The sequence below is a fragment of the Acidiphilium sp. AL genome, assembly GCF_025499445.1.
Lineage (GTDB): Bacteria > Pseudomonadota > Alphaproteobacteria > Acetobacterales > Acetobacteraceae > Acidiphilium > Acidiphilium iwatense.
This window is the reverse complement of record NZ_JAIMBZ010000026.1, coordinates 23,480-47,038: the sequence shown is the minus strand read 5'-3', so window position 1 is coordinate 47,038 and position 23,559 is coordinate 23,480. Positions and strand designations below refer to the sequence as shown.

The following is a 23,559-nucleotide window of genomic DNA, read 5'->3' as shown; positions in this document are numbered from 1 at the left end:
ATGCTATACGAACTCATCCCCACCATGCCGGAGCCTCGCCTGCTGCCACTGGTCCAGAAATTCGCCGATATGCTCGCCGACCTGCCCGTCTTCGCCGAGACTTTCGGGGCAGTGTGAAAATGAGGGGAGTCTTGAGGAGCGGACGCCGACTTCCGTTACTCTTTGGAATCCAAACACGCAGCAAGGGCTGCGGACGATATTCGCCGTCGCGCAGCTCTTGACGCAACTTTTCCAGCCATTGTTTCGTTCCGTAGGAATCGATCTGGGCGAAACTCACCCCATCGACACCTGCCGAGCCGCCGTTACGACGACATGCCCGGTAGGCTTCTTCGATGACGTCATCCCGACAGACTTTGTCCCAAAGGGAATAGAAACGATACGCTGGTTCAGCCTTAGCTTTCGCCTGTAGTGAGGTCTGTAATTTCCGAACCCTTTCGAGCGAAGTTGTTAGGCTTTTGGCCAATCTCCGAGGTCTCATCACTTGATTCACCTTTCGCAGGTCAGGGCCCCTTTCCTCGACCGGCATTACCCGGCGTCATCGGTACTACGGGCCCATCCGCCATCTGCCCCGGCCGACGCTGACCCTCACGGGGTCGCCGTTGACCAGTCGGTTTGCCAACCGTGGTCACCAGGACAGACTTCCCTTGTTGCACACTGATGTTCTGCCATACGTGCTGCCATCTTTACCCCGGTGAGCCCATCAAGGGCGTATCTCGCTCGCTTGCCTGATGGCGGCGGCCTCCCCATTCCACTGGTGGGTCGGCGCTCACATTGATCATTTCGAGGCCTCAATAATGTTCGCTTTTGCTGCGGCCCGTATGGCCCGTTGATCCCCAAAAGGGACCTTTTCCCGAAGTGCTTCAGACCATTCGTCGCCTCCTGATCCGCTCCGGGGGCTTCCGGCTGGAGCGAGAGTTGCCGGGTGGGGTTTGCACCCACGACATCGATGCGCCTTGGCAAGGCACACAGTGGAACAAGATCGAGCATCGGCTATTTTCGTTCATCACCGGAAATTGGCGCGGCAAGCCGCTCGTCAGTCATCAGGTGATCGTCCAACTCATCGCCGCCACGACGACCAAAGCCGGCCTAACGGTCCGCTGCGAACTTGATCCCAACATCTATCCCGCAGGCGTGAAGGTGCCCGACGAAGAACTCAAAACCGTCAAAATCCTCCGCCACGAATTCCACGGAGAGTGGAATTACACAATCACGCCAAGCGGACCCGTTCTGGAGCGGTAATTGTCCAACAGCGCCTAAGCTCGCCCTCCAATCTGGTACGGACGCTGTACGATCTCAAAATACCTCTGCTTGCGATTAATCGGAGCGCATTATTCGCTTTTTGCACCGCAACGTGAAACACTGCGGGGGGATTCACTGCCGTACCTCAATCGGTAACCAGCGTGATCCGAGACAAGCAGATCAGCCAGATCGGCATCCAATGCCATTTTTTGACGCATTCGATAGATATGGTTCTCAACCGTATGCGTATGGCTTCCGGTGTGGGCTCTATAGCGTGAGCGGCTGAAGCGGGCGAAGTTGGACTTCTGGAGTGCCTCGGGCCAAATCGACGGCTACGCTCTACGTAACGGAGCATCTCATTCGGATGGGTTGGTATCCCGCCGCGATCATATAATGATCCGGCTGAATACTGACGATTCGAATCATCGAAGGCGAAGTGCCGATAGCCCCGAGGAAAGACGAACATGCCGGACGCGCGCCCAATCTTGATTGTAACTGCCGATAATGATTTGCGGATTGCTCTCACTGAGAAGTTGAGTGTGGAGAACAATTTTTCCCCACAGATAGTAAGCAACATTGCTGATGCTGAAGCGGCCCTGGCCGATAGAGATCGATGTCTCGACACCGTGATCCTCGATTTTGATAATCCAAAATTGAACGGCTTGACATTCTCGTCCGAGATCCGCCGACAAGGTAAGAAAATGCCTATGATCATCGTCTCTACCTCACCGGATGAGAAGGATGTGGTGCGTGGCCTGAAGTCAGGCGCGGATGACTATATCGTCAAGCCACTCAGAATGGATGAGCTATTAGCTCGGCTGCGGGCGCATTTGCGAAATTTCGAGAGGAGCGAAGCCGTGACGTTACGGATCGGCCCCTATACATTTCATCCAGCAAAGAAGAGTTTGATCAATCCCAGGCGGAACAAACGGATCCTCCTGACGGACAAGGAGACGGCGCTACTGAAATGTCTTTGCCGTGCAGGTGGTCAGCCAGTCAGCCGAGCAGCGCTCAAGAACGAAATCTGGGGTCTGACCGAGGGAGACACGCACTGCTTTGATCTTAGTCAATGATCTTACGTGCGGAATGCGGGTAACAGCGAAAATACAGGAGGTGCGCGATGAGTGTGAGGCTGTTCCCGGCCACGGCGATGCCCGATCCTGACTGGTGGCAGGCGCTTTGGCCGCGCCCTGGCGAGGTGATTGCCAAACTCGACGTCCAGCCTGGGACGGACGCCGTCGATCTCTGCTGCGGCAACGGGCTGTTCACCATTCCCCTGGCCGGCATGGTGCGCTGTGTCGTCGCCATAGACCTCGACCGGGAGATGGTGGATTTGGCACGGTCGAGGGCCGCTGCGGCGGGGGTGAAGAACTGCGTCTTCATCACAGGCGACGCTTGCGACCTGGCCCGGTTGGTTCCAGCACCTTTGGATCTCGTTATGATCGCCAATACCTTCCATGGCGTTCCCGACAAGGCGGAGCTTTCGTGCATCGTTGCCGCAGCGCTGCGACCGGGCGGTCGGTTCGTCGTGGTCAACTGGCACCGGCGCCCGCGCGAGGAAACTACGGTCCTCGGCCAACCGCGGGGACCGAAGACCGCAATGCGGATGACGCCGGAGGATGTCGCGGCGGCGGCCGAGCCTGCCGGGTTGCTACCAAAGCGGGTCGTGGAATTGCCACCCTACCACTACGCCTCGATCCTTGAGAAGCCTACCACGTAGCCCAACAACCGATGGAGAAAGCCTTGCGGCAAGCAGGATGAACAGCAGAAGTGGGCCATGATGGGCGCTTCCCAAGAAGGTGGCCCGATGATGATGGTTATGGGTACCGCATGGCATTGGCGAAAAAGATTATGGGCTATTCCGGGGTTTTGATCGTGAAAACTTCGGTTCAGAGGGGAAATCTCGGTGCGGCGAGGCCATCGGCGATCATCACACTGGCGTAGCCGCCGGTGCGCGCAGGGTCGGTGTGGTGGTGGCGGCGCTGTTCGAGCCGGGCGAGCTGGTCGCGATGCACTTCGTCCGGCCCGTCGGCGAGGCGCAGCGTGCGCTGATGGGCGTAGGAGGTGAACAGCCAGGTATCGGCCACGCCGCCACCGCCAAAGGCTTGAATCGTCCAATCGACGATCTTGCACGCGACGTTGGGGGCGACGACCTTGATCATGGCGATTTCGGCGCGGGCTTCCTTGTTGCCCACTGTATCCATCATGTGCGCGGCTTTGAGCGTTAGTAGCCGGGCTTGATCGATCATGATGCGCGATTCGGCGATTCGCTCGCGCCACACACTCTGTTCGGCGACGGACTTGCCGAAGGCGGTGCGCGATTCGAGGCGGTGGATCATACGTTCGAGAGCGCGCTCGGCGACGCCGATCGAGCGCATGCAGTGATGGATGCGTCCTGGTCCAAGGCGCCCTTGGGCGATCTCGAAGCCACGGCCTTCGCCGAGCAGGATATTAGCGGCGGGGACGCGAACGTTTTCAAAAATCATCTCGGCATGGCCGCGCGGCACGTCATCACTGCCGAACACCGGCAGCGCACACTTCAAGATGACACCCGGGTGCGGGAACAACACCAAGATCATGGATTGCTGCTTGTGTGGATTCGGGTTCCCGGGGTCAGACTTGCCCATCACGATCAGGATATGACAGCGCTGATCAGGCGCCCCGGAGGCCCACCATTTATGACCATTGACCACGTAATGATCGCCGTTGCGTTTGATCTCGGTTTCGATATTGGTCGCATCCGATGAGGCCACGCGTGGCTCGGTCATCGCGAAGGCAGAGCGGATTTCGCCGGCGAGCAACGGATTCAACCAACGCTCCTTGTGCTCGGCCGTACCGTAGCGGGTCAGCACCTCCATGTTACCGGTATCGGGTGCGGAACAGTTAAACGCTTCCGGCCCGAACGGGCTGCGCCCCATGATCTCGGCGAGCGGCGCGTATTCGACATTCGTCAGTCCGGCGCCGTGTTCGGATTCCGGGAGAAACAGGTTCCATAACTTAGCCACCTTGGCCTTCTGCTTGATCTCGCCGAGCAGTTCGAGTGGCGTCCAGCGCTCAGCCTGGGTGTGCGCTGTGTGGAACAGGGCCTGCTCGTTGGGATAGACGTACTCGGCCATGAAATCCGCGGCGCGTGCGCGCAGGGCCTCGGTTTTCGCGGAATATCGGAACTCCATTCTAAACTCCAGTTATCCAACCTCCATACAAGGCTCTTGATTCTCGTCCAGAAAACACCACTGCTTAGTAAATGTCATTGATCCAGATCACATGAAAACCATGAGATCAAGCCTCGTAAACCTCACGCAGATCAAGGCGGTGCTCGATACGCTCAACCCGCTCACTGAGTTGATCTACGATGATCTGCATTCGATGGACGATCTCGGCATCGTTGGCTTGATCGCGCCGAAGGCTCACCACAGCGGAATAGACCTCATTGAGCCGAGTCTTCATCTCCCGATTGTCCTCATGAAGTGCCAGAACGGACAAATGCAAGGCTCGGAGATGATCGAGAACAAGATTGATAGATTCATCACTCATGCTATGGTCCCCGAAAGAAGCTTTATGAATTCAAATTTGTAGCTATATTCTACCCAAGCGTTAATATTGATCTTGGGTCGGAATGCAGAGATCGGTAGCTTTCCCAGCGTCCGATACGGAGCGCCTGTCCGGCGCGGGGCATCTTGGGTTGTTTGAACGAGGTTGCTATCGTCCGCCGAATAACCTCGGCGGTATAGCTCAGCAGTCGAAACTGCCATGAACGCGGGTCCCGATAGTCAACTGGCGCTTGACCGTCTCGATTCGCATCTTGCCCATCCCCTCTCTTGTTGCCGCGACGCGCCGTAATTCCGCCTGCGTCGCCGCATTAAATTTCCGAAAATTCGAAAATTTCGCCATATTGACCTATTCAGACAGTAACAAGATGACCGTTATCGCTCGTGCGTCTCGTTATGCCTTCTGCCCAAGTTCCCCATTTGCACACCTGGACTTAGACAAGGCTGTCCACCGCGGATCATGGCGCAAAAAAAGCGGTGGATCCGGCGATCCGCGGATAATTCAGGGTGGAAGGTGGCTGCGAGTATGTTGCCCTGACGAACCAAGGTGGGGAAACCTCCATACCGTGCCAGAATTTCCACGCGGGAGCCTGCCCTCACGATACGCGGCGCGCGGATGAAGACCATTTCGAGCCCCCCACCGGAGAAAGCGCAATCTCCCATGGCAACACGGGATTCGATCTGTCGCCCGTAAGCGTTGCGCTGTATTATTATATCCAAAACTGCAAGGCTTTGCTGCGGCGGCGGCAGAACCTCTTTGGCGAGGATAATGCAGCCGGCACAGGTACCGAACACCGGTTTGGCCGCAGCAAACTCCCGCACGGCCTCAAACATATTTTCGCGCGTGAGCAGCTTGAGGAGCGCGGTCGATTCCCCACCCGGAATCACCAAGCCGTCCAGATCAACCAATTCTGCTGTCTCGCGGACCGACACGATCTCGGTGTCACTACTGCGCAAAGCCTCCGCATGTGCCGCGTAATCGCCCTGCAATGCCACAACGCCGATTTTCAGAGGTATTTCGGCCAATCCCGTTATCGGCATGATCTACCAGCCTCGTGTCTGGAGCAACGCTCCCTCTTCCAAAGTAGACGCAGCAAGGCCACGTATGGCTCCGAGGCAGGATTCGCTGATCTCGGCAAGAATCTGCGGGTTGTCATAATGCGTTGTTGCCTGGACGATTGCCTCTGCGCGTGACTGTGCCTCGCCAGGGTCAGCAAAATTCTGTGAGTCCATCATGAAGATGCCGGATCCCACAAATACCGCTTCTGCACCGAGATGGCGGACGAGCGCCGCGTCAGCAGGGGTCGCGATACCGCCGGCCGCGAAGTTTGGCACGGGCAGCCGTCCGGTATCGGCGACCAATCTTACCAACTCGTACGGCGCCCCCAATTCCTTTGCAGCGGTATACAGTTCATCCTCGTGCAGAACAGTCAAAGCGCGAATATCCTTGGCGATTTGCCGGACGTGCCGGACCGCATGCACCACGTCGCCGGTGCCGGCCTCGCCTTTCGTCCTTATCATTGCGGCTCCTTCGGCAATCCGCCGCAGAGCCTCGCCGAGGTTGCGTGCTCCACAGACGAAAGGAGACGCGAAGGCGTGCTTGTTGATATGATGCATTTCATCAGCCGGGGTCAAAACCTCCGACTCATCGATGAAATCTACGCCGAGAGCCTGAAGTACCTGCGCTTCGGCGAAATGGCCGATCCGGCATTTTGCCATCACCGGGATCGAAACGGCAACCATGATCTCCTTGATTTTTTTCGGAGACGCCATTCTTGCGACGCCGCCCTCGGCTCGTATCTGTGCGGGCACCCGCTCGAGTGCCATCACGGCCACTGCACCGGCCTTCTCTGCGATCTTGGCCTGCTCTGCAGTGGTGACATCCATGATGACGCCGCCCTTGAGCATTTCGGCCAGCCCCGTCTTGAGTCGCAACGGTGATGTCTCGGCAGGATTAGTCGGCATATCGCTCACGTATAGACCTCCTGGTAAGTGTCTGTTGGCAAACCGACACGTGCTTCGTGTCTGGTCGCATGTGACGACAATCCACCGGCCAAGCAATGCGAAGACTCGGAAGATCAAAAACCTGGAAGCGCCGGATCTTCGTTATCGGCGATGGCCATGCCCTCGACCTCTACCAACCATTCCGGCCGGCAAACCGAACCCTGTACAATGATCGTCGGGACGCCGGGCAAGCGCTCGGACAATGCCGCTTTGATCCGTGGATGGTCGGTTGGGTCACGCAGATAGACGATGAGGTGCATCAGCGTACTGAGCTCCGCCGAGCCGGCGCGCAAAAGTGCCTCCACATTATCGAGTGCGCGGTCGAACTGGCGCGACACATTTCCGGGATGAACAACCTGCCCGGCGCTATCAATGCTGGCAGTTCCCGAGATAAAGAGATGGGCGCGATCGGCATAAGCGATGCGGGTGCCACGCTCGAAGGTCACGTTGTAGTCCTTCGTCGGGCAAAGATGATCGAAATCATTGAGATAGGAGACCTGTTGTGGTGCGAGGCCAAGGATCGAGTAGGCGTCCATCGTTACTATATCGAAGCGGTGCGCGCAGGCACCCTCGATGCCGGTGCTGGCAATGAAATGCGTCTCTGCTGACAGGCCCTGTTCAAGGAACAGCTCACGCCTGCTCGTCACCATGTCGTTATAGAATACGTCGACGTCCTTGACGTAAATCCAGGTGCGGACGCAATTATTGCGTAGCGTGCCACCGAGGCCATCGAGCGTATTGATAAGAGTATCGAACATCTGTCGTGTCTGTTGTGTCGCAGGCACCAGCTTATCGTCCGATGCCGGGCAGAGACCTGTTGTCCAGAGATGAGCAAGGCCATTTTTCTCGACCACGACATGCCGAGACGTAAGCCGGCACTTGGAGAGATCAGGTGCCCCACTGACGTGATAGGCAAGAAGAGAAAGCTTGGTTCGTGAGAGGGGTGGCTGCTGGATGAGAGACAGCGCAACAGGAGAGCCATCTTCATCCGCTGTCAGGCTGCTGTGTCGCAGCAAGGGTATCTGGTTCATCGCATCGCTGACGAATAATCGCCGAAACACGGCGCTGCCGGCCGGCAGACCGAGTTCCTGCCGTGTCTCATCATAGCGTCGCTCAAGGCAGGCGACCTGCTCGGTGAGGCCGAGATCGGCAGGCGGTTCGACGATGATGTAATGCTCGCTTCCGCCGGTGCTCCGCTTGAAGCTTTTGGTGATGACTCTGCCGCTACAATCCATACTCAGGATGCTCCCGTGATTAATGGCCGCCAAGTGTGGTGCCCAGAACGTCGCTGCCATTCCGCTATCCAGCCCGGCCTGGCTGCCAGTCCACCCCGGCGCGCCCGTGCAGATAGCCATTGACAAACGGGACCGGCGCGGTGTGTTCACGCAGGCGCGTGAGGCCCTCCTCTGCATCGCAGGTGCCGTCGAGCACGGCGCGGTAGAGTGTGGCGATCTCGACCATGTCGAGTGCGTGAGGCGAAAGACGGAAATGGGTGACGCCTGCTGCCTGGAGATCGGCGAGTTCGTCGAGCAGAGCGACATGGCCGTGCGAGAGGGTCTGCGTGCCGTTGATCGCCAGCAGCGGACGCCCGTCAAGCTGTGCGATCGCCAGACCATCCGCATCCTGGCCACAGACGAACTGGCAGTTATCCTTGTGCAGATCATGTGCGCGCGCGTGATAGCAGCGCTGTGAGATGGCCAGCGGTTGGCGGCCGAACGCGAACACTTCAATCTCGCCCGCTTGGTTCTGTGCCGCCAACGTGGCGATCGCGTCGATGGATAGTTCCATTGGCGTGTTCACCCGTATGGCACCCAGACGGAGAAGGACATCGAGCGTACCTTCATTGAATACGTTTACCAGAGGGCCGGAGACAAATGCCTGCCCATTTAGCAGTTGCAGGCAGGCGAGATCGTTGATCTCGATCAGATCGCCTGTCTCGCAGAGCGCGCGGATCATCGCGACCTCACGATCGGTGATGATCAACGCCGGTGTCGAGAATACGACCTGCTTTCCTGCTCGGCGCAGACGCTCGGCGATCTTCGGCAGGTCTTTCTCGAACCAAGGGAGACGCTTGCTGCAAACCACCTCACCGAGATAGACGCACTCGACTGGCGCCTCGTCAGCGATACGAGCGTAGAAGTCTCGCCGCCGTGGTGCAGGCCAGTGGAACTGCAGCGGCCCCAAGGTTAAACAGCTCATCGCCACCCCTTCGCGTAGGCGCCGAATGTCTCGCGTCCCCCTTCGGCAACGGCGCGCAGCACGTCGGGCATCGGCGCCGGCGACGCGCCCTCAGCGAGCGCGTCGAGGACGCGGCGGAAAGCGGTGACGACGGTGGCCACATAGGTGCGGCTGCGCTGGCGGCCCTCGATCTTCAGGGCGGTTACCCCGGCCGCCTTGAGTTCCGCGAGGAGCGGAATAACGTTGAGGCCGGTCGGTTCCTCAAACAGATAACTCGGACGGCCATGTACCAGGAAGCGACCCTTGCAGGGGGTCGGGTAGGCCGCCGGCTCATCGCTCGCGAACCGGTTGATCATGACGTCGCCGAGACAGGAGACCAGGCGATCGCCGTCCTCACGGTAGGAGACACACTCAGCCGGAGCGCAGACACCGTCGCTGCTCGGTGAGCGGCCGGTCATGTACGAGGAGAGAAAGCAGCGCCCCTCCACCATCGTACCGAGGCTGCCAAAGGCGAACACCTCGGCCTCGACGCCTGTTTGTCCGATCAACGCCGCGACTTCTTCGACCGACAGCACGCGCGGTAGCACGACGCGGCTGATCCCAAAGGCGTCCCGGTAGAATCGGATCCCGAGCGGGCTGGCTGCGGCCGCCTGCACCGAGAGGTGCCGTCGCAAGTTCGGATGGCGGCACGTCGCATAATCGAGCACGCCAAGATCGGCAAGAATAACCGCATCTGCGCCGCAGGCAGCAGCGTCATCGATCGCGCGCTGCCATGGCCCGAAGTCGCCGGCACGGGGAAACGTGTTTACTGCGACGAAGACGCGGCAACTGCGGGCATGGGCGTAGGCGATACCGCCACGTAAATCTTCGCGGGTGAAATTCAGGCCAGGATAGTTGCGGGCGTTGGTGCAGTCCTGGAAGCCACAATAGACAGTGTCGGCTCCAGCGTCGACCGCAACGCGCAAGGCGGCAGGAGTGCCCGCCGGACAGACCAGTTCGAGATAGCGCGTCATGTCACCGCACCGATTGGATTCCGTCGCCTGGTTTGCGCTTCAATCTTGGCTATGCGCGTTCTCAATGCCTGCAACTCTGCTTCCTGCCGCGCGCAATACGTGGCGATGGAATGTTCTTCTCGTCGTGCCGCGTGCAGCGCCTCGTGCCTCATGGTCAGGCGCTGATGCGCTGCGGCGAGTCGCCGCTCCAGCATGAGCGCCACCCGCCTGACGGGATGCCCCACCGGTCCGAACAGTGCGGTTGCCGCTTGGAACACATTGACGGTTTCGCGATCGAGGGCATTACGCAGACTGACGATCGCTTCCATTTCCCCGGTTATGACGATCTCTCGGGAAAAAAAGAGCGCATCGCTATCGAGTCTGCCTTCGAGCAGCCCCACCAATGTTGCCAACCGGCCTCTTACGCAGGCATTCAAGGGCTGCTCCAAGGTCAATGTCGGCACCAGCGACACTGGCGTTCCCCCGAAGCGGAGCACGAAACGATGCGCCAGATCGGTCGGTTCGATACCGATCGTGCAGGGCTCGTGGCCCGCGAGGGCGCGGAACAGCCGAGGATACGTTCGGCCAAACCGACGCATCAGCAAAGCCGTGGCACGCGTCAGAGCCGGCGCGGGGAGCAGCCCCAGCACATTGGTCGCGAGCAGAACCGGGAATTCCGTCTCCGCCATGAGCCTGCTTCTCCTAGTATTTCCATGCCGTGCCGCAACGACAACCGCATCATGTGAACACGCGGAAGGCGGACGCGCCTTGATTTAGATCAAGGCGTGTCGACGCAATCACGCACATTCTTCCAAGGGCCGGAGGAAGCTGGAGTATGACGACTGATTACGAACTGCCGTTTCAGATGCTCGACGAGTCCGCGATCGTAACCGCAAAGCTGGAGCATGATCCTTATGACTATAGCTTTGTCGAGCACGCGCTGCCGGCCACGGTAAAGGAAGCGGTTCTGGCAGACGCGCCGCGCATTTCCGGCCGCGGCAGTTACGGACTTCCAAACCTACGATACGGACAGCTCTTTGGCACGGTCGTTCAGGATCTTTTGAGCCACCGCTTCCGTAGACTTGTCGAGCAGAAATTCAACATGGATCTCAGCCGTAGTCCGCCGGTCATTGTGATGATGGGCAACACGACCGGTCACTACAACGAAGGTCATGCACATCCCGACTCAAAACACAAAATTGTGACAGTGCTGCTCGGCTTCACCCGAACCTGGCCGTATGAGCGCGGTCGGCTCCGCGTGCTGCGCAGTTCAGACCGCGATGACTATACCTTCGAGTTTGCGCCGGAATTCGGGCGAATGTTGATGTTCCGTGTCTGTGACCATTCATGGCACGGCTTCCTCCCACAGAAAGGGCCGCGCATGAGTCTTCAGCTCTGCTTCGTTGATTCCGAATGGTATGTCCGACGCGAATATTGGCGTCATGGCATCAGCAGCATGGTCAAACCCATCCCGATACTCAACAAGATCATTGAATGGGCGCCGCGCTGAGAGGAGCAGAACGTGATTTATCCCCCGGCACCTGAAACCAGCGAGGTTGTTGACCATTTCTGCAAGTCAATCCGCCAGGCGCGACAGCAGGAGTGGCCGTATCGTCATTGGCTGTTTACCGATATTTTCCCTGAATCGCTTTGGGCTCGCCTCCTGGCGTTACCGATCGTACCGCCGATGCTTGGTCATACCGACGGCACCCGTAACAGCTACAATGATCGCCGCTGTTTCATTACAACGCTTCTACGCAGCAAATTTCCCAGTTGTGCCGTTCTCGCCGAGGCACTGCAGAAGCCGAACGTCGCAAAATTAATGGCTGAGACCTGCGGTATCGACGTCGCTGGAGCCTTCCTGCGTATTGAATATATCCAGGATACGGAGGGCACTTGGCTCGAACCTCACCGCGATATTCCAGAAAAATTATTTTCGATGGTCATTTATCTCTTTAGCGGGCCAGGGACAGAGGAATGGGGTACCGATATCTACGATTCCGAGAAGCGCTGGGTTGGCCAGTCCCCTGGTGACTTCAACTCGGGTGTGATCTTCGTTCCCGGCGAGAATACATGGCACGGCTTCGAGCCGCGTCCGATCCTCGGCATTCGCCGGCTCATGGAAGTCAACTATGTGGCGCCGAATTGGCGGGATCGCGAGCAACTCGCTTTTCCCGATCGGCCGATCCGCATCGCCTGAGTGGGCGGTGGTTTCTGGCAGAATTACTACATCTTGTGCAATATTCCGACTCGTGCTACTAAATGTTGACCGATTCGGAGGATTTGTGATGAATGCCACGGCGGTTGCAGGGCGCGGATTAGCCCAGCGGATAACAGAGGGTTTTGCCACCCGAAACCTCGTCGATCCCATTGCCACGCTTGAGGAGTACCTCGATCGTGAAGACTGGCGGGTTAAGGCCAATGCCAACCAGAGCTATTCGCTTGGCGGATTGATTCTTCACGGCGCGGCAAAGCTCGTTGCCAATTACTGGCTCGATCATATTTATCCGCCGGAGATCGGTCGCGCCCATCGCGAGGCTGACCTTCATCTCCACGATCTGGATATGCTTGCAGGCTATTGCGCTGGCTGGTCTTTACGCACGCTGCTCGTGGAAGGCTTCAACGGCGTCGCGGATCGTGTCGAGGCGTCGCCACCGCGACATCTTTCAAGCGCGGTCGGCCAAATGGTAAATTTCCTTGGCACAATGCAGAACGAATGGGCCGGAGCACAAGCATTCAGTTCTTTCGACACCTATCTCGCGCCGTTCGTGCGCAAGGATGGCCTTTCCTATGCCGAGGTTCGGCAGAATATCCAGGAATTCATATACAACCTCAACGTTCCGTCCCGCTGGGGAAGCCAGACACCCTTTACCAATATTACGTTTGACTGGGTATGTCCCGAGGATCTCCGTGAACAGATACCCCTGATCGGGGGCGATGAAATGCCATTCCGCTATGGCGATCTGCAGGTGGAAATGGATATGATAAACCGCGCCTATATCGAGGTGATGGGTGCCGGTGATGCCAACGGCCGCGTCTTCACCTTTCCGATCCCGACCTATAACATCACGGCCGATTTTGATTGGGACTCGGAGAACGCCGAACGGCTCTTCGCAATGACGGCGAAATATGGATTGCCCTATTTCCAGAATTTTCTGAATTCGGATCTCAAGCCCCATATGGTGCGCTCGATGTGCTGCCGACTGCAGCTCGACCTTCGTGAATTGCTCAAGCGTGGCAACGGTCTGTTCGGATCATCTGAACAGACCGGATCGATCGGGGTCGTGACGATCAATTGTGCACGGCTCGGCTTCCGACACAGGGGGGATTGCTCCGGTCTCTATCAAAGGCTCGACGAGTTGCTTGTGCTTGCATGCGACAGCCTGGAGATCAAGCGACAAGTGATCGGGCGGTATCTCGATGCCGGCCTATTTCCCTATTCAAAACGCTATCTCGGAAGCCTGCGCAATCATTTTTCAACGATCGGCGTAAATGGAATCAACGAGATGATCCGCAATTTCACGGTGGATACGGATGACATAACGACCCCCGCCGGGCATCGGATGGCCTGTGACCTGCTCGATCATATTCGGACCAGGATCATCGGCTTCCAGGAACAAACCGGCCATCTCTACAATCTTGAAGCCACGCCAGCTGAAGGAACCACCTATCGCTTTGCGAAAGAAGACCAGCGCCGACATCCGGGAATTCTTCAGGCTGGTACAGCGGACAAGCCCTATTACACAAATTCGTCACAGTTGCCCGTCGGGTTTACCGAAGATCCTTTCGAGGCGCTTACCCGTCAGGATGAACTGCAGGGTAAATATACCGGCGGCACAGTGTTGCATCTCTATCTCGTCGAACAGATCTCTTCCTCCGCGGCCTGCCGAGACCTGGTGCGGCGGGCACTGACGCGCTTCCAGCTACCCTACCTCACGGTAACCCCGACCTTTTCTGTTTGTCCGGTGCACGGCTATCTCCCAGGCGCGCATCAACACTGTCCGCGCTGCGCCGCGGAAGATCCGGCCGCATCGCCACCCACTTGTGAGGTCTGGACGCGTGTGATGGGTTATCATCGTCCGGTTTCCTCGTTTAATATTGGCAAACAGAGCGAATTCGCCGAACGGCGGTTTTTCGTCGAACCCAGAGCCATGTGCCATGCCACAGCCTGATGAACCTCTGGTCGGTGGCTGGGCGCCGTTCACCACCCTTGATTTTCCCGGACGCCTTGCCGCGACGTTCTTTCTCCGTGGCTGCCCGCTCCGCTGCCGCTATTGTCACAATGCGGATTTACAGACGCGCCAAGGGGCTTCTCCCCTGCGCTGGTCGGAAGCGCTGGCTTGGCTCGATCAGCGACGTGGTCTGCTTGATGGCGTTGTCTTGAGTGGTGGCGAGCCAACGATGGATCGGTGCCTGGAACAGGCGATACGTGACGTTCGCTCATTGGGGTTTGAGGTCGCTCTGCATACGGCCGGCGTCTCGCCGAAACGTCTTGGTCGGGTCTTGCCATTGCTCCAGTGGGTTGGGTTGGACATCAAGGCACCGTTTATCGACTATGCTCGGATCACTGGCTCCGAGGCGAGCGGTGCGCAAGCGCGAGTCGCCCTGGCGATGCTCCGCGAAAGTGGCGTGTCATACGAGGTGCGGACCACCGTGCATCCAGCGTTGCTGGATGCACAAGCGCTTCAGACGCTGGCGCACGATCTCCGGGCGAGTGGCGTCGGGCGGTGGGTCCTTCAGCCGTTTTGTGGCCGTGGCTGCGTGGACCCGGCGCTAAGCGCAGAAAACATCAGCATTGAGATGTCTCTTGTTACACACTTGCGACGGATTATTCCAGAAATCTCCGTTCATGCGAATGATTGTTGATCGAAGGGGGTTTTCGGGGTGGGGTAATCGCTCACAATTCCTGCTTTCGCTGGGCAAGAGGGGCACGAGCAATGGTCCTCATCTCACCTCACCCGCCCCGGCCGCCTCCTCGTGGCGTAACTTTCGCGGGCGAGAGTTTCGAACCGCTCGGATCTACCGTGCAATCGGCTGGCAATCGCATCGTTTGGAAGCCAAGCACATATTGCGCATCGATCGATCAAAAACTGTCGTGCCGGACTCGATCGCCGTGCTGACCATGCCGGACATCCGCACGGCGGCAAACGATACGCCGGGCAAAGCTCTGGCCGAGCGGATCAAGGCAGTCGGATATCGGATCGCGGCACGCGCGATCCTGCCGGACGACGCGGAAGCTTAACAGATGATGCTAAATCACCTACAATATCACCGACAATATGCTGGGGTTCCTTTCGAGGATCAAGCCATGACCCCTCAACCCGTACAGACATACGAATACGGCGTCGATGTCGTTGCGGACGACATCGACGAACTGGGCCACGTCAACAATGCGGTCTATCTGAAGTGGGTGCAGGCAGCAGTGCTTCGCCATTGGTATTGCGTTGCCCCGAAAGAGGTGATCGCGGCCCACCTCTGGGTCGCCGTGAAGCACGAGATCCGATATCGGCGCCCTGGATTTCTCAACGACCATGTCGTGATCAGGGTCGTATTAAAGAAGTTGCTGGGCGCTCGAGCCTTCTACAAGACGATGATCAATCGCGGCGATGAGGTTCTGGCCGAGGTTGAAAGCTGCTGGTGCTGCCTGGATTCTGTTACCAATAAGCCGGCTCGGCTGGCCCGTGATATCGTTGCACGTTTTCTGCCAGTAGAGGCCCCTCGACGCTGCTGACCAGCTACTCGGCCGGGGCACGAGGCCAACCCAGGCAGTAAAGTCACGTCCGCTCTTAAAACATCGAGGGATTGGTGAGCTTCGCGACGATTGCATTGGTGGAGATCAGTCAGACGCCGGGGAGCTTGGTCAGCCGTCGGCTCGCCTCACGTGCTTGGTGCCAGGTATTGGTTCTCCTGGTCGATATCGCCAAGGTGCCGCTGCAGGCCCGCGATCTGCGTGATGATCGTCTCCGCACACTGCGGACGAGGTCCGACAGACCTTATTGCTCTGATTCTGAGCCAGCGCAGCAACGCCGCTGGCCAGCCGCGACCAGCAGCCGGAGATGTAGCCGACGACGGCTGTGAGGACGTTGACGGCATCGCTGGCTCGGGTCCAAGAGTGCCGTCGCAGTTCACGTTGACCTGGCCGGTCACGCCCGCTTCTGCCATGAGGTGTAGAGGCTCGGGCCAGAACTGTGAAGCGCGTTGTGGCCGCCGTCTCCGGCATCGGCGATCCTCGCGGATCAGGCCGAGCCCGCCGAACGCATAAAAATAAAACGCCATCAGTCCCGGCAGCGCAAATCGCCGCTCGGCGGGGCGTAACTGAGCGAGGCCGACAGCCAGAACGTACCGAAATCGAAGATCGCGCAGCCCACCAGGAACTCGATCGTGTTCTCGGACACCTGGGCGCGCCGCGCGTCCAGAGCGAGCCCTGCCGTCCAGGCACGGCAGCAAGCCGCCGCGCAATATCAGCGTGTCGGCACGTCTCGGCTATCGGCGGACAACGGCGTGGCCATCCGCAGTGGCACCGCTGATCGATGCTGTGCAAATCGAAATTTCCACCGTCACCGCCTGATCAATGGCTTACTCAGCTACACTACAATTTCCATCATCTTGTCGGACGCTACGGCGAGACAACAACGTTTCAGTTCGAACACAACCAAGAGTCAAAAATTTGAACGATGGATGATAGTGCCTCCCCCAGCATGAACCCAGGGCCTATTCTCTGGGTGTTGAGGACACATCCCAGCGTTGACGTTTTTGCATGAATCATGGCTGCTGAATTATAGTTTATAATGTTCGGAATAGTAGCACTGATGTATAAAATATGATTTCCGCCGGACAGCTCAGGGCGGCCCGGGCCCTGCTCGGAATCGACCAGAAGGAACTTGCTGAACTTTCCGGCCTGTCGCTGCCGACGATCCAGCGCATGGAGGGGAGCGACGGGGTGATCCGCGGGAATGTCGATTCCCTGATGAAACTGCTCGATGCGCTGGACCGCGCGGGCATCATCGTGATCCGGCCGGGCGATGTCTCGGATGCGGCGGGCGGGCGCGGGGTTCGCCTCAAAAGCGACATGCCGTGACACCGATCATCCTGCTCTGCGCCCTGGCCTCATTCGCGCTCGGCGGATTCGGCGCAATTCTGGGACGCACGCCGGCCGGGCGGATCATCGTTTATGGCGGCTCGCTCGCGGTCGCCGGCGCCGCACTCCTGGCGGCACTGGTTCAGCTTGGCCTCGGCGTCGCGCCAGAGCCATCTGTCGCGCTGCCGCTCGGCCTGCCCCTGATCGGCATGAATTTCGGGATGAATGATCTATCGGCAGTGTTTCTGGTCATCACCAATCTCGGGGCTGCGGCGGCCAGCCTCTATGCCCTCGGCTATGGTCGGCACGAACCCGAACCCTGGCGGATCTTGCCGTTCTATCCGGTGTTTCTCGCCGCGATGAACCTCGTTCTGATTGCTGCCGACGCCTACGATTTTTTGATCTTCTGGGAGTTGATGTCGCTCGCTTCCTGGGCGCTGGTGATGGCGCATCATGAACAGGAGGAGACACGGCGCGCCGGCATCATTTACCTGCTGATGGCGAGTGCGGGCACGCTCGTCTTGCTGTTCGCCTTCGGCCTGCTGGCCGGCCCCCATGGTCATTACGCCTTCGCCGCCATGAGAGGGATGCAACGTGCCGGTTGGATCGGCGGGATCGTGATGCTGCTGGCGCTGGCTGGCGTCGGCTCGAAGGCCGGGCTTGTTCCGCTGCATGTCTGGCTGCCGCGCGCGCATCCCGCGGCACCCAGCCATATTTCGGCGCTGATGAGCGGCGTGATGACGAAAGTCGCGATCTACGCCTTCATCCGCATCGTGTTCGATCTGGCGGAGCCGGCCGCCTGGTGGTGGGGTCTGGCGGTGTTGACCGTGGGCGGCATCACCGCTGTGCTTGGCGTGCTCTATGCGCTGATGGAAGACGACCTCAAAACCATCCTCGCCTACAGCACGATCGAAAATGTCGGACTGATCTTCGTCGGGCTGGGTCTGGCGCTCGCGTTCAAGGCGGACGGGATGATGGTGGCGGCAGCCCTGGCCCTTACCGCCGCCCTGTTCCACGCATTCAACCACATGCTGTTCAAGAGCACGTTGTTCTTCGGAGCGGGTGCCGTTCAGCATGCGACGGGCGAGCGTGCCCTCACGAAACTTGGCGGTCTGATTCATCGGATGAAGATGAGCACAGTGCCGATGCTGATCGCCGCCATGGCGATCGCCGCGCTGCCGCCGCTCAATGGTTTCGCCTCCGAATGGCTGCTGTTGCAGGCGATCCTGCTCAGCCCTGCGCTGCCGCAATTTGGATTAAAGCTCGCCGTGCCCGCGGTCGGCGCGCTGGTGGCGCTCGCCGCCGCCTTCGCCGCCGCCTGTTTCGTCCGGCTCTTTGGTTTCGCCTATCTCGGCAAGCCACGCAGCGCCCAAGCCGCTGCCGCGCATGAGACCGATGCATTCTCCCGGGCGGCGATGATCGGGCTGGCTGCACTGTGCGTCGTGGCTGGCGTGCTGCCGGGCTTCGTTATTGATCTGCTGGCACCAGTGACGCAGGCGCTGCTCGGCGCGCATGTGCCCTCCCAGCGCGGACTGTCCTGGCTGACCGTCATTCCCGTCTCCGCCAGCCGAAGCTCTTATGATCCACTGCTGATCTTCATTTTCATCGCGGTGAGCGGTAGCCTCGCCGCGCTGGCACTGCACCGGTTCGGTTCGCGGGTGATCCGGCGCGCAGCGTTCTGGGGTTGCGGCTATCAGGGGCTGAGCGACGCTTCCGCGCGGGATGTGGCGAGCAGTACCCAATATTCGCCCTCCGGCTTCGCCCAGCCGATCCGACAGGTGTTTGCGAGTGTGGTATTCAGAGCGCGCGACGATGTCGTCATGCCCGCGCCGGGTCAGTTGGGGCCGGCCAGCCTCGCCTCAAGCTGGACCGATCCGGCGTGGTGGGCGATCTATACACCGCTGGTGACCACGGTCGGCCGCATTGCAGATCGGGTGAACCGGCTGCAATTCCTCACCATAAGGCGGTACCTGGCTTTCGTATTCCTGGCCCTCGTCATTCTGCTCGCCTGGACCGCGCTGTGGGGCTGATCGCGCCGCTGTTTCTGCAATTGGCCCAGATGGCGCTGGTGCTGGCAGCGGCACCGCTGCTGACCGGCTTCGTGCGCACATTGAAGGCGCGGCTGCAACGGCGCGCCGGTCCGCCGTTGCTACAGGTCTATCGCGATCTCGCCAAACTGACGGTCAAGGACGCGATCGTCGCGACCGATGCGTCCTGGCTGTTCCGCATCGCTCCCTATCTGATCTTCGCCACCACATGGGTTGCTGCCTCGCTGGTGCCGAGCTTCGGAACCAATCTGCTGTTCTCCTGGTCCGGCGATTTGATCGTGATCGTGGCTCTCCTGGGCAGCGCGCGGTTCTTTCAGATGCTCGCCGCGCTCGATATCGGTACCGCGTTCGGTGGGATCGGCGCGAGCCGCGAGGCGATGTTCGCCTCGCTCGCCGAACCGGCGATGCTGATGATCGTGTTCACGGTCGCACTGGTCGCGGGGTCGAGCCAGCTCTCCGACATCGCGACGTTCATGCATTCGGGTGCCGCCGGACTACGCCTGTCGCTGGCACTCGGCCTTGTCGCGCTGGTGATTGTCGCCCTCGCCGAGACCGGGCGCTTTCCGGTCGATAATCCGGCGACCCATCTCGAACTCACCATGGTCCATGAGGCAATGGTTCTGGAATATTCCGGCCGGCACCTCGCACTGATCGAACTCGCCAACGCGCTGAAGCTGCTGCTCTATATCTCGTTGATCGCCAGCATTTTTGCTCCGTTCGGGATTGCTGCCTTGGGGGCGGCACCTGAAGCCCTCGCGCTCGGCCTTGTGGCCTATGGCGTGAAGCTTGCTTTTGGCGCGATCATGCTGGCCGGCTTCGAGACGGCGATTGCCAAGATGCGGGTCTTTCGGGTGCCGAACTTCATCGGCGCCGCCCTGATGCTGGCCCTGCTCGGCACGCTGCTCCTGTTCGTGTCGGCGACACTATGACGAGCACCATCGCCGCCCTGATCTCGCCGGCAACCTCGCTCAGCGTCGCGCATGTGCTGGCGGGCAGTCTGATTCTGGTCAGCTTCATGATGCTGTATCAGGACCGGCTCTCCTCGGTCATCAATGTGCTCGCGCTGCACGCGGCGGTGCTTGGCCTTGCCGTCGGCTGGCAGGCTTATATCCAGGGTGCGCCGGAACTCTACATCACCGCAGCCCTTGCCCTGGGGTTCAAGGCGGTGGTCATCCCGCTCGCTCTGCATCGCATCGTGGAACGGCTCGGCATCCATCGTGAGGTCGAAGCGGTGGGCGGGATCAGCCTCACCATGCTGGCCGGGATCGGGCTCGTTGCACTCTCCATGATGGTGATGCTGCGCACCGCCGCACATGCCGATGCGCTGGCACGCGAGGATGTGGCGCTGGCGCTGTCGGTGATCCTGCTTGGCCTGTTGATGATGGTAACGCGGCGCAACGCGGTCAGCCAGATCGCCGGATTCATGTCGCTCGAAAACGGCCTCATCCTCGCGGCAGCCGGAGCGCAAGGGATGCCGCTGGTGGTGGAAATCAGCGTCGCCTTCTCGATCCTGATCGCCTTCATCGTGATCGGGGTGTTCCTGTTCCGGATCCGCGAGCGGTTCGACACGGTCGATAGCGCGGCCCTCGATGCCTTCCGCGGAGAACTGCAATGACCCGCCTCGCCATCGATGCCGTGGTGGCGACCATCGCCGTGCCGGCGGTCGCCGCCCTGATCCTCTCCCTCATGCCGTCCTGGCGGCTGGCGTCGCGGATCAACATCCTCGCAAGCCTGCTGACGGTGATCGCGTCCGCTTTTTTGCTCCTGCACCGGCCAGCGCCGACATCGCTGTTCCTGATCGACGATCTCAACATCGTCTTTCTGCTTCTGAACAGCTTTGTCGGATTCACTACCAGCGTGTTCAGCGCGAGCTATATCGCCCATGAGCTGGATACCGGCCATCTGACGCCACGTTACCTGCGATTCTATCACGCGATGTATCAGGTGATGATGGTGGGCATGAATCTTGCGCTTGTCACCAACAACCTTGGCCTGATGTGGTTTGGAGTGGAACTGGCGACGCTCTCGACGGTGATGATGGTCGGCATCTACCGCACCCCGGCCTCGATCGAGGCATCCTGGAAATACCTCATCCTCGGCAGCGTCGGCATTGCGCTCGCGCTGTTCGGTACCATCCTGATCTATCTCGCGGCGAAACCGGTGCTTGGCACCGGCATGGGCGCGATGCAATGGACCAACCTGCTGCGCCACGCGGCGGCGCTCGACCCGGCGATGCTGAATGTCGGCTTCGTCTTTCTGCTGATCGGCTATGGCACCAAGGCCGGGCTGGTGCCGATGCACGCCTGGCTGCCCGATGCCCATGCCGAAGGTCCGACGCCGATTTCCGCCGTGCTTTCGGGTCTTCTGCTGAACGTTGCGCTGTACACGATCCTGCGCTTCAAGGTGCTGCTTGCCGGCAGCGCGGCGACCATCGAGCCAGGCATCCTGATGGCCAGCGCCGGCCTCGTATCGCTGTTTTTTGCGGCGATCATGCTGTATCGGCGCCGCGATATCAAACGCATGTTCGCCTATTCCTCGATCGAGCATATGGGCATCATCGCCTTCGCTTTCGGCATCGGCGGACCGCTCGGTAACATCGCCGGGCTGTTGCAGATGATGATGCATAGCCTGACTAAATCGGCGATCTTTTTCTCGGTCGGCCACGTCGCGCAGGCCAAGGACACCCAGAAAATCACCGAAATCAGGGGACTGACCACCAGCCATCCGCTGCTCGGCTGGACCCTGGTCGCTGGTGTCGCGGCAATTGCCGGGTTGCCGCCCTTCGGCATCTTTACCTCGGAATTCCTGCTGATCACCTCGACCTTCGCGCGCGCGCCGATCCTCGCCGTATTGCTCGGGTTCGGCATCCTGCTCGCGTTCGGCGCCCTTTTGATCCGTATGACGGCGCTCTGCTTCGGTCAGCCAAGCTCTGGATCGAACGCGATTACCGCGTCGTCGGTGCCGATCTTTCTGCATCTCGGCATCGTGTTGCTGATCGGCCTCGCTTTGCCTGCCTTCCTGTATGACTGGTTCGCCCATGTCGCAACACTACTCGGTTAGTGACATGACGTTGGTCGATCCAGAAACATGGCAGGCAGCTGCAATGGAATTGGCCGCAGGAACATCCATGTTCGTCGCGATTTGGGCGGAACGCGACGGCGATGCCGGCGTCGTGCATCTCGCGGGACGGCGCGACGGCGGCGCGGCAGCCGAAGTGGTGAGCTTGGTTACATCAGGCCTGCATTTCCCCTCGATCGGGCGGCATCATCCATCGGCGATCCTGATGGAACGGGCAATCCAGGATCTGCACGGCCTGATCGCCGATGGCTTGCCCGACCCGCGCCCCTGGCTCGATCATCGCAGCACCTATGAATTCAAGCCGGTCATCGGTGCCGGCGTGCATCAGATTCCGGTGGGGCCGGTTCATGCCGGCACGATCGAACCGGGGCATTTCCGGTTTTCGGTCAATGGCGAGACCATCGTGCGGCTCGAAACGCGGCTCGGCTACACCCATAAGGGCACGCTCGGTCTGATGCGCGGCAAACCGATCAATCAGGCGGCCCAGCTTGCCGGCCGGGTCTCGGGCGATTCCACCGTGGCCTATGCCTTCGCCTTCGTCCGCGCGGTAGAGCAGGCGCTCGGCGTGGTCGTGCCGCCGCGCACGATCGTCCTGCGCGGCATCATGGCCGAGCTTGAACGGCTGGCCAATCATTTTGGCGATCTCGGCGCGATCTGCAACGATGCCGGGTTCCCCTTGATCAATGCGCATGGTGCCGTGCTGCGCGAGCGTGTGCTGCGTCTCTCGGCCGCCTGTTTCGGCCACCGGCTGATGATGGACCGCATCGTTCCCGGCGGCGTCGCCGTCGATCTCGCCGACGGCGATACGAAGGCGCTAACCACCGCACTCCCGGCACTGCTCGCGCAATTCGAGCGTCTCGTCGAACTCTATGACAAAACCGCCTCCTTGCAGGATCGCGTGGTCGGCACCGGCCGGCTCGATCCCGCGATCGCGCGCCGTCTCGGCTGCGGCGGCCCTGTCGGCCGCGCATCGGGGCAGGATTTCGATGCGCGGCGCGACATATCATACCTGCCCTATGATATTTTGCCGATCGTCGTGCCGTGCTTCACGTCCGGCGATGTCGATGCGCGCGTCCGGGTGCGGATGGTGGAAATCCGCCAGAGCGTTGCCCTGATCCTGGCCTTGCTGGACACGCTGCCGGATGGCCCGCTGCGCACCCCTTTGCCGGATGATGCCTCGCCGCGTGCCGGCAGCGCCACGGTCGAAGGGTTTCGCGGCGATATTTTCGCGCATGTTCGGGTCAGTGATGGCCATGTCGCCGGTAGTTTTCTCCGCGATCCGTCCTGGTTTCTCTGGCCGGCACTGGAGGTTGCGATCGAAGGCAACATCGTCGCGGATTTCCCGCTCTGCAACAAATCCTTCAACGCTGGCTATTCCGGCTGCGACCTGTAGG

At 59.8% G+C, this 23,559-nt stretch carries 22 protein-coding genes and 1 pseudogene; 15 read left to right on the top strand and 8 right to left on the bottom strand.

Annotated features, from left to right (window positions below):
• Window positions 1-963: 963 nt before the first annotated feature.
• The 3 genes and pseudogenes from AiwAL_RS13955 to AiwAL_RS13945 all read left to right on the top strand — a co-directional run.
• Window positions 964-1,239 (top strand): annotated as a pseudogene (locus tag AiwAL_RS13955) (ISAzo13-like element transposase-related protein); the annotation flags it as partial.
• A gap of 464 nt (window positions 1,240-1,703) precedes the next feature.
• Window positions 1,704-2,312, top strand: coding sequence for a response regulator transcription factor (locus tag AiwAL_RS13950; RefSeq protein WP_262312879.1), 609 nt, complete (start codon window positions 1,704-1,706; stop codon window positions 2,310-2,312).
• Window positions 2,313-2,359: 47 nt separating this feature from the next.
• Window positions 2,360-2,959 (top strand): class I SAM-dependent methyltransferase, encoded by a 600-nt coding sequence (locus AiwAL_RS13945; RefSeq protein ID WP_235704804.1) that lies wholly within the window; start codon window positions 2,360-2,362, stop codon window positions 2,957-2,959.
• A 169-nt stretch (window positions 2,960-3,128) separates the two neighbouring features.
• Here AiwAL_RS13945 and AiwAL_RS13940 read toward each other — a convergent pair whose 3' ends face one another.
• The 8 genes from AiwAL_RS13940 to AiwAL_RS13905 form a co-directional block, all read right to left on the bottom strand.
• On the bottom strand, window positions 3,129-4,412 hold the full coding sequence (locus AiwAL_RS13940; RefSeq protein WP_262312878.1) for an acyl-CoA dehydrogenase family protein: 1,284 nt from the start codon (window positions 4,410-4,412) through the stop codon (window positions 3,129-3,131).
• A gap of 106 nt (window positions 4,413-4,518) precedes the next feature.
• Window positions 4,519-4,773 carry a hypothetical protein gene (locus AiwAL_RS13935; protein WP_235704802.1) on the bottom strand — a complete coding sequence of 85 codons (255 nt, stop codon included), beginning with the start codon at window positions 4,771-4,773 and terminating at the stop codon, window positions 4,519-4,521.
• A 389-nt stretch (window positions 4,774-5,162) separates the two neighbouring features.
• Window positions 5,163-5,828 carry a pyridoxal 5'-phosphate synthase glutaminase subunit PdxT gene (gene pdxT / locus AiwAL_RS13930; protein ID WP_235704801.1) on the bottom strand — a complete coding sequence of 222 codons (666 nt, stop codon included), beginning with the start codon at window positions 5,826-5,828 and terminating at the stop codon, window positions 5,163-5,165.
• 3 nt (window positions 5,829-5,831) lie between these two features.
• Window positions 5,832-6,752, bottom strand: a complete 921-nt coding sequence (gene pdxS, locus AiwAL_RS13925) for a pyridoxal 5'-phosphate synthase lyase subunit PdxS (RefSeq protein ID WP_262312880.1) — start codon at window positions 6,750-6,752, stop codon at window positions 5,832-5,834.
• A gap of 113 nt (window positions 6,753-6,865) precedes the next feature.
• Window positions 6,866-8,086, bottom strand: coding sequence for a Rid family hydrolase (locus tag AiwAL_RS13920; protein WP_262312877.1), 1,221 nt, complete (start codon window positions 8,084-8,086; stop codon window positions 6,866-6,868).
• Between the two features lie 4 nt (window positions 8,087-8,090).
• A complete protein-coding gene (locus tag AiwAL_RS13915) occupies window positions 8,091-8,990 on the bottom strand; it encodes a U32 family peptidase (RefSeq protein ID WP_235704799.1) in 900 nt (299 codons plus the stop codon).
• A complete protein-coding gene (locus AiwAL_RS13910; protein WP_262312876.1) occupies window positions 8,987-9,982 on the bottom strand; it encodes a peptidase U32 family protein in 996 nt (331 codons plus the stop codon). Before AiwAL_RS13910 ends, AiwAL_RS13915 begins: the two co-directional genes overlap by 4 nt.
• Complete coding sequence (locus AiwAL_RS13905; RefSeq protein WP_235704797.1) at window positions 9,979-10,650, bottom strand: SCP2 domain-containing protein; 672 nt, start codon at window positions 10,648-10,650, stop codon at window positions 9,979-9,981. The genes AiwAL_RS13910 and AiwAL_RS13905 overlap by 4 nt, the downstream gene beginning before the upstream one ends.
• A gap of 146 nt (window positions 10,651-10,796) precedes the next feature.
• Here AiwAL_RS13905 and AiwAL_RS13900 point away from each other — a divergent pair, with 146 nt between their 5' ends.
• The 12 genes from AiwAL_RS13900 (at window position 10,797) to AiwAL_RS13845 (ending at window position 23,558) form a co-directional block, all read left to right on the top strand.
• Window positions 10,797-11,471, top strand: a complete 675-nt coding sequence (locus tag AiwAL_RS13900) for a 2OG-Fe(II) oxygenase (RefSeq protein WP_235704796.1) — start codon at window positions 10,797-10,799, stop codon at window positions 11,469-11,471.
• A 12-nt stretch (window positions 11,472-11,483) separates the two neighbouring features.
• Entirely contained in the window at window positions 11,484-12,161 is a 678-nt protein-coding gene (locus AiwAL_RS13895) for a 2OG-Fe(II) oxygenase (protein WP_235704795.1), read from the top strand.
• An 88-nt stretch (window positions 12,162-12,249) separates the two neighbouring features.
• Window positions 12,250-14,133, top strand: a complete 1,884-nt coding sequence (locus tag AiwAL_RS13890; protein WP_262312875.1) for a ribonucleoside triphosphate reductase — start codon at window positions 12,250-12,252, stop codon at window positions 14,131-14,133.
• On the top strand, window positions 14,120-14,827 hold the full coding sequence (locus tag AiwAL_RS13885) for an anaerobic ribonucleoside-triphosphate reductase activating protein (RefSeq protein WP_235704793.1): 708 nt from the start codon (window positions 14,120-14,122) through the stop codon (window positions 14,825-14,827). The genes AiwAL_RS13890 and AiwAL_RS13885 overlap by 14 nt, the downstream gene beginning before the upstream one ends.
• A 229-nt stretch (window positions 14,828-15,056) precedes the next feature.
• Window positions 15,057-15,203, top strand: coding sequence for a hypothetical protein (locus tag AiwAL_RS13880; protein ID WP_235704792.1), 147 nt, complete (start codon window positions 15,057-15,059; stop codon window positions 15,201-15,203).
• Window positions 15,204-15,269: 66 nt separating this feature from the next.
• Window positions 15,270-15,692, top strand: a complete 423-nt coding sequence (locus AiwAL_RS13875) for a thioesterase family protein (RefSeq protein WP_235704791.1) — start codon at window positions 15,270-15,272, stop codon at window positions 15,690-15,692.
• Between the two features lie 1,089 nt (window positions 15,693-16,781).
• Window positions 16,782-17,039: a helix-turn-helix domain-containing protein gene (locus AiwAL_RS13870; RefSeq protein WP_235704790.1), complete on the top strand. Its 258-nt coding sequence runs from the start codon at window positions 16,782-16,784 to the stop codon at window positions 17,037-17,039.
• Window positions 17,036-19,069, top strand: a complete 2,034-nt coding sequence (gene hyfB, locus AiwAL_RS13865; RefSeq protein ID WP_262312874.1) for a hydrogenase 4 subunit B — start codon at window positions 17,036-17,038, stop codon at window positions 19,067-19,069. The genes AiwAL_RS13870 and hyfB overlap by 4 nt, the downstream gene beginning before the upstream one ends.
• Complete coding sequence (locus AiwAL_RS13860) at window positions 19,060-20,016, top strand: respiratory chain complex I subunit 1 family protein (RefSeq protein ID WP_235704788.1); 957 nt, start codon at window positions 19,060-19,062, stop codon at window positions 20,014-20,016. Before hyfB ends, AiwAL_RS13860 begins: the two co-directional genes overlap by 10 nt.
• Entirely contained in the window at window positions 20,013-20,702 is a 690-nt protein-coding gene (locus AiwAL_RS13855; protein ID WP_235704786.1) for a hydrogenase-4 component E, read from the top strand. The genes AiwAL_RS13860 and AiwAL_RS13855 overlap by 4 nt, the downstream gene beginning before the upstream one ends.
• A complete protein-coding gene (locus AiwAL_RS13850; RefSeq protein WP_235704785.1) occupies window positions 20,699-22,147 on the top strand; it encodes a hydrogenase 4 subunit F in 1,449 nt (482 codons plus the stop codon). Before AiwAL_RS13855 ends, AiwAL_RS13850 begins: the two co-directional genes overlap by 4 nt.
• Window positions 22,110-23,558 (top strand): NADH-quinone oxidoreductase subunit C, encoded by a 1,449-nt coding sequence (locus AiwAL_RS13845; RefSeq protein WP_316044782.1) that lies wholly within the window; start codon window positions 22,110-22,112, stop codon window positions 23,556-23,558. Before AiwAL_RS13850 ends, AiwAL_RS13845 begins: the two co-directional genes overlap by 38 nt.
• Window position 23,559 lies beyond the last annotated feature (1 nt).

Bases quoted from the DNA above. Each gene is read 5' to 3' on its own strand.
- AiwAL_RS13950 (WP_262312879.1), top strand. From the start codon at position 1,704: ATGCCGGACGCGCGCCCAATCTTGATTGTAACTGCCGATAATGATTTG.
- AiwAL_RS13945 (WP_235704804.1), top strand. From the start codon at position 2,360: ATGAGTGTGAGGCTGTTCCCGGCCACGGCGATGCCCGATCCTGACTGG.
- AiwAL_RS13940 (WP_262312878.1), bottom strand. From the start codon at position 4,412: ATGGAGTTCCGATATTCCGCGAAAACCGAGGCCCTGCGCGCACGCGCC.
- AiwAL_RS13935 (WP_235704802.1), bottom strand. From the start codon at position 4,773: ATGAGTGATGAATCTATCAATCTTGTTCTCGATCATCTCCGAGCCTTG.
- pdxT (WP_235704801.1), bottom strand. From the start codon at position 5,828: ATGCCGATAACGGGATTGGCCGAAATACCTCTGAAAATCGGCGTTGTG.
- pdxS (WP_262312880.1), bottom strand. From the start codon at position 6,752: ATGCCGACTAATCCTGCCGAGACATCACCGTTGCGACTCAAGACGGGG.
- AiwAL_RS13920 (WP_262312877.1), bottom strand. From the start codon at position 8,086: ATGGCAGCGACGTTCTGGGCACCACACTTGGCGGCCATTAATCACGGG.
- AiwAL_RS13915 (WP_235704799.1), bottom strand. From the start codon at position 8,990: ATGAGCTGTTTAACCTTGGGGCCGCTGCAGTTCCACTGGCCTGCACCA.
- AiwAL_RS13910 (WP_262312876.1), bottom strand. From the start codon at position 9,982: ATGACGCGCTATCTCGAACTGGTCTGTCCGGCGGGCACTCCTGCCGCC.
- AiwAL_RS13905 (WP_235704797.1), bottom strand. From the start codon at position 10,650: ATGGCGGAGACGGAATTCCCGGTTCTGCTCGCGACCAATGTGCTGGGG.
- AiwAL_RS13900 (WP_235704796.1), top strand. From the start codon at position 10,797: ATGACGACTGATTACGAACTGCCGTTTCAGATGCTCGACGAGTCCGCG.
- AiwAL_RS13890 (WP_262312875.1), top strand. From the start codon at position 12,250: ATGAATGCCACGGCGGTTGCAGGGCGCGGATTAGCCCAGCGGATAACA.
- AiwAL_RS13885 (WP_235704793.1), top strand. From the start codon at position 14,120: ATGCCACAGCCTGATGAACCTCTGGTCGGTGGCTGGGCGCCGTTCACC.
- AiwAL_RS13875 (WP_235704791.1), top strand. From the start codon at position 15,270: ATGACCCCTCAACCCGTACAGACATACGAATACGGCGTCGATGTCGTT.
- AiwAL_RS13870 (WP_235704790.1), top strand. From the start codon at position 16,782: ATGATTTCCGCCGGACAGCTCAGGGCGGCCCGGGCCCTGCTCGGAATC.
- AiwAL_RS13855 (WP_235704786.1), top strand. From the start codon at position 20,013: ATGACGAGCACCATCGCCGCCCTGATCTCGCCGGCAACCTCGCTCAGC.
- AiwAL_RS13850 (WP_235704785.1), top strand. From the start codon at position 20,699: ATGACCCGCCTCGCCATCGATGCCGTGGTGGCGACCATCGCCGTGCCG.
- AiwAL_RS13845 (WP_316044782.1), top strand. From the start codon at position 22,110: ATGACTGGTTCGCCCATGTCGCAACACTACTCGGTTAGTGACATGACG.